The 3,472-nt window shown below is 31.9% G+C and carries 7 protein-coding genes; 5 read left to right on the top strand and 2 right to left on the bottom strand.

Translation table 11 applies throughout. From position 1 onward, the window contains the following. Nucleotides 1–276: 276 nt before the first annotated feature. Nucleotides 277–639 (bottom strand): MerR family transcriptional regulator, encoded by a 363-nt coding sequence (locus ESU54_RS17565; protein WP_111846082.1) that lies wholly within the window; start codon nucleotides 637–639, stop codon nucleotides 277–279. A 122-nt stretch (nucleotides 640–761) separates the two neighbouring features. Here ESU54_RS17565 and ESU54_RS17560 point away from each other — a divergent pair, with 122 nt between their 5' ends. The 5 genes from ESU54_RS17560 to ESU54_RS17540 all read left to right on the top strand — a co-directional run bounded on the left by ESU54_RS17560 (nucleotide 762) and on the right by ESU54_RS17540 (nucleotide 3,327). Continuing rightward, a complete protein-coding gene (locus ESU54_RS17560) occupies nucleotides 762–1,553 on the top strand; it encodes an SDR family oxidoreductase (RefSeq protein ID WP_111846081.1) in 792 nt (263 codons plus the stop codon). A 4-nt stretch (nucleotides 1,554–1,557) separates the two neighbouring features. Continuing rightward, the gene (locus ESU54_RS17555; RefSeq protein WP_111846080.1) at nucleotides 1,558–2,070 is read left to right on the top strand and encodes a hypothetical protein; all 513 of its coding nucleotides are present in this window, start codon (nucleotides 1,558–1,560) and stop codon (nucleotides 2,068–2,070) included. After that, nucleotides 2,060–2,527, top strand: coding sequence for an SRPBCC family protein (locus ESU54_RS17550; RefSeq protein WP_111846079.1), 468 nt, complete (start codon nucleotides 2,060–2,062; stop codon nucleotides 2,525–2,527). Before ESU54_RS17555 ends, ESU54_RS17550 begins: the two co-directional genes overlap by 11 nt. A gap of 252 nt (nucleotides 2,528–2,779) precedes the next feature. Then, a complete protein-coding gene (locus ESU54_RS17545; protein WP_111846078.1) occupies nucleotides 2,780–3,049 on the top strand; it encodes a type II toxin-antitoxin system Phd/YefM family antitoxin in 270 nt (89 codons plus the stop codon). After that, nucleotides 3,049–3,327 (top strand): Txe/YoeB family addiction module toxin, encoded by a 279-nt coding sequence (locus ESU54_RS17540; protein ID WP_111846077.1) that lies wholly within the window; start codon nucleotides 3,049–3,051, stop codon nucleotides 3,325–3,327. The genes ESU54_RS17545 and ESU54_RS17540 overlap by 1 nt, the downstream gene beginning before the upstream one ends. Here the strand turns inward: ESU54_RS17540 and ESU54_RS18005 are convergent. After that, nucleotides 3,290–3,472 (bottom strand): hypothetical protein (locus tag ESU54_RS18005; protein WP_211362163.1); only part of this gene is annotated, 183 nt, incomplete at its 5' end. The two genes, ESU54_RS17540 and ESU54_RS18005, sit on opposite strands and share 38 nt — an antisense overlap.

The following is a 3,472-nucleotide window of genomic DNA, read 5'->3' as shown; positions in this document are numbered from 1 at the left end:
TCGATAAAAATTGTGCGCTGGAACGCGCTCACTCAAACGGAAATCGTTGAAGAGCTTTTCTTGGTAGATCTTTTTTCCTTGCATACCATGAAATTAAGGAAAATTGGTAACTTGTGCAACAGGCACAATGTATATAAAAAATAGGCGAAAAAGTAGTGAATTCAAAGGCTTTGGCTCATATCAAACTTTGTGCTTAACCGAAAGTTTAGTGTATCGAAATCGCCTTCTTTTCATATACTAACCGTTGGGCGTCATTTAAAAAAAAACGAACTCAATCTAACATTTACCATCCAAAACATCTTTTTTATACTGACTAATTAGATTTTTCATTTCTTTCAAATCCTTAATTTTTTGGTCAAGCGAAATCAATTTTTCATCCAAAAAAGCCAATTTTTCAACTTTCGAGAATTTATTACTGTACCAAGCATCTATTAATTCTGAAATTTCATTGATTGTGTAACCAATGGCTTTTGCGTCAACAATTAATTCTAATTTTTCAACCGTCTCTTCATCATAATGAAAATAGTTGTTTGACTTTATATTTTCATCTCGCTTACCTTTTATCAATCCAGATTTTTCATAAAACCGAATAGTATGTGCTGTAATTCCGGTTCGTTTTGCCAATTCATTTATAAGCATTTCCCTATTTTTTTTAGACAAAGATAAACTATTTTTAAAAAACTACAACTATAGACCACACTCTTTGGTTGTAGGTTTAAAATTATTGATATAGATTTGCTGAAATTTAAAAATAATAAAAAATGACAAAGACAATTTTAATTACAGGAGCAGGTCACGGATTTGCTAAAACAACAGCTTTCATTTTAGCAGAAAAAGGACATAATGTTATTGCAACAGCAGAAATTTGGCCTCAAGTAACAGAACTTAAAGCGGAAGCAAAAGAAAAAAACCTTACCAATTTGATAATAGAAAAATTGGATGTAACCAAGGAAAGAGAGCGTGATTTCCTAATCAACAAATACGACATTGATATTTTGTTTAGCAATGCAGGACTTATGGACGCAGGTCCAATTGGAGAACAACCACTTGACTTAATTCGCTCAATGTTTGACATTAACGTATTCTCTGCATTAGAATTTGCACAAGGTTTTATTAAAAAAATGGTCGCCAAAAAATCAGGAAAAATTGTTTTCACTTCTTCAATGGGTGGTTTATTGACCGTTCCTTACGCTTCGGCATATTGTGCAACAAAACACGCTTTGGAAGCTATTGCAGAAGGGCTAAAAACTGAATTAGAACCATTCAATATCAAAATTGCCACAGTAAATCCAGGTGCTTTTGACACAGGATTTAACGATAGAGGAATGGATAGCATTAAACATTGGTACGACCCAAAAACAAACTTTACGTCAGAACAAATTTTTGCAGGATTTGAAGAAATGTTATCACAGCAATTTGACCCACAAATGATGGTAGATGTAATTGTAGATGTCATTCTCTCTGACAATCCAAACTTCAGAAATGTTTGTCCGCAACCTGTTGAAGATTATATCAAACAACTTCAAGCTGATGCTTGGACTTTAAAGAGTTAAGAGAATGGATATAATCAAAACTTATTTTAATGCAGAAAAAGCCGAAAGCCTATTATTTATGGGCTTTGGTATTTTCGCTATTATTTTATCTGTCTATTTTTTCTTCTACTTAAAAGACAGTTTTTGGAAAGGTTTAGCAATTCCGTTGGTCTTTTTCTCAATCGTACAAATTGTTATTGGCACTAAAATCTTTACAAGAAGTCCAAAGGATAATTTGAGAGTAGAAAACTTTTTAAAATATGAACAACAAAAAGTTCAAACAGAAGAAATTCCAAGAATGGAAAAAGTGATGAAAAACTTTGTTTTCTATCGTTATTTTGAAATTACAATGATTTTTTTAGGCATCATTTTAATGTATGCTTTATCCAATTATGGCTTTTGGAAAGGCTTTGGATTGGGGCTTTTTATTCAATGTGCTGTTTTACTTTCATTAGACTTTTTCGCTGAAAAAAGAGGACATTTTTACATCGAACATTTACAAACAATCAATCAAAAAAATCAGAATAATGACAAGTAATAAAATCACAAAACACTCAACATTCAAAAGAAGTGTTTATACAGAAATAGTAATTAACGCACCTATCGAAAATGTTTGGCGTGAATTAACCAACTTCAAAGAAATGCCAACTTGGAGTAAATCATTGCAAAAAATTGAAGGCAATTTTAAAAAAAATGGACAAACAGAAGTTCATTTTATGGACAATAAAGGCAAAGTCGGAATATATAAACACGAACTTATCCATTTTGAAGAAGGAAAATTATTTGGTTGGAGCGACCCATTTATTTTGGGAATAAAAGACAACCATAAATATCAATTGGAAAAGATTTCAGAAACTCAAACAAAACTCATCCAATCAGACGAAGCGAATGGCTTTGCTACTTTGTTTATGGGTAATTTCATTATGAACTTTTTCTTGAAAAGCTACACGGAATTTAATCAGACTATAAAAAATCGAATTGAATTAAAAAATTAGATTAATCAAACGTGAGCGAAAGAACAACGAACGCCCAACAATGTATAAAAGTAATAGCGGTTTAGGTGTTAGCCTAAATCGTTTTTGCATATAATTAAGTATATTGTTATCCGAAAAGTAAGTGCATTTTAATCCGCTACTACTCTTATACTAAACGTTGGCTACAAGCTGACATTTCTTTTTATTTGCACATTTGGTACAAATATTGTACATTTGCTTGTACAAAATAATGTACGCTAAAATTTAAGCATTATGAGAGCAATAACAATTTCCACTCTACGGAAGAGTATAAAAAAACAATTTGATTATGTTTCATCGTCAATGGAAGTGATAGTTGTAGCAAGAAGCAAAGGCGACGACGCAGTTGTCATAATGTCTATTAACGAATATAATTCATTGAAAGAAACGGAACACTTATTATCTACTAAAGCTAATAGAAATAGACTAATGGAATCAATCGAACAAATCGACAATGGAAAATTAGTTGAATACAATGAAGATGAAATTGAATTAACTCATTAATGAATATTGATTTTACCTCACACGGATGGGAAGATTTCACTTATTGGTTAGAAAACGATGCCGATATAGCTCTTAAAATAAAAGACCTAATAAAAGAAATCAAACAAAATCCATTTAAAGGAACAGGAAAACCTGAACCTCTAAAGCACGGACTTAAAGGGTTTTGGTCTAGAAGAATTACTGGAGAGCACAGACTAGTTTATAGAGTATCCGGAAAAAAAGGTATCGACCAAAAATGCATCATAGTTCAATGTAGATTTCATTACGATGATAAATAAAGCCAGTTGCCAACATTGGTAACCGTTGCACAACCCCATAATTTATAAAAACCCAACCCATATAAGCCGCTTTAAGCGGCTTTGTTTTTTTGATCAGGCTTGAAAATGTGCCAAATTTGGAGCTTTTAAAAAAAGCCATGCTACA

The sequence above is a fragment of the Aequorivita antarctica genome (genome assembly GCF_007997155.1).
Lineage (GTDB): Bacteria > Bacteroidota > Bacteroidia > Flavobacteriales > Flavobacteriaceae > Aequorivita > Aequorivita antarctica.
The sequence above is the reverse complement of the archived record's forward strand: the minus strand, read 5'-3'. Positions and strand labels throughout refer to the sequence as shown.

Bases quoted from the DNA above. Each gene is read 5' to 3' on its own strand.
- ESU54_RS17565 (WP_111846082.1), bottom strand. From the start codon at position 639: ATGCTTATAAATGAATTGGCAAAACGAACCGGAATTACAGCACATACT.
- ESU54_RS17560 (WP_111846081.1), top strand. From the start codon at position 762: ATGACAAAGACAATTTTAATTACAGGAGCAGGTCACGGATTTGCTAAA.
- ESU54_RS17555 (WP_111846080.1), top strand. From the start codon at position 1,558: ATGGATATAATCAAAACTTATTTTAATGCAGAAAAAGCCGAAAGCCTA.
- ESU54_RS17550 (WP_111846079.1), top strand. From the start codon at position 2,060: ATGACAAGTAATAAAATCACAAAACACTCAACATTCAAAAGAAGTGTT.
- ESU54_RS17545 (WP_111846078.1), top strand. From the start codon at position 2,780: ATGAGAGCAATAACAATTTCCACTCTACGGAAGAGTATAAAAAAACAA.
- ESU54_RS17540 (WP_111846077.1), top strand. From the start codon at position 3,049: ATGAATATTGATTTTACCTCACACGGATGGGAAGATTTCACTTATTGG.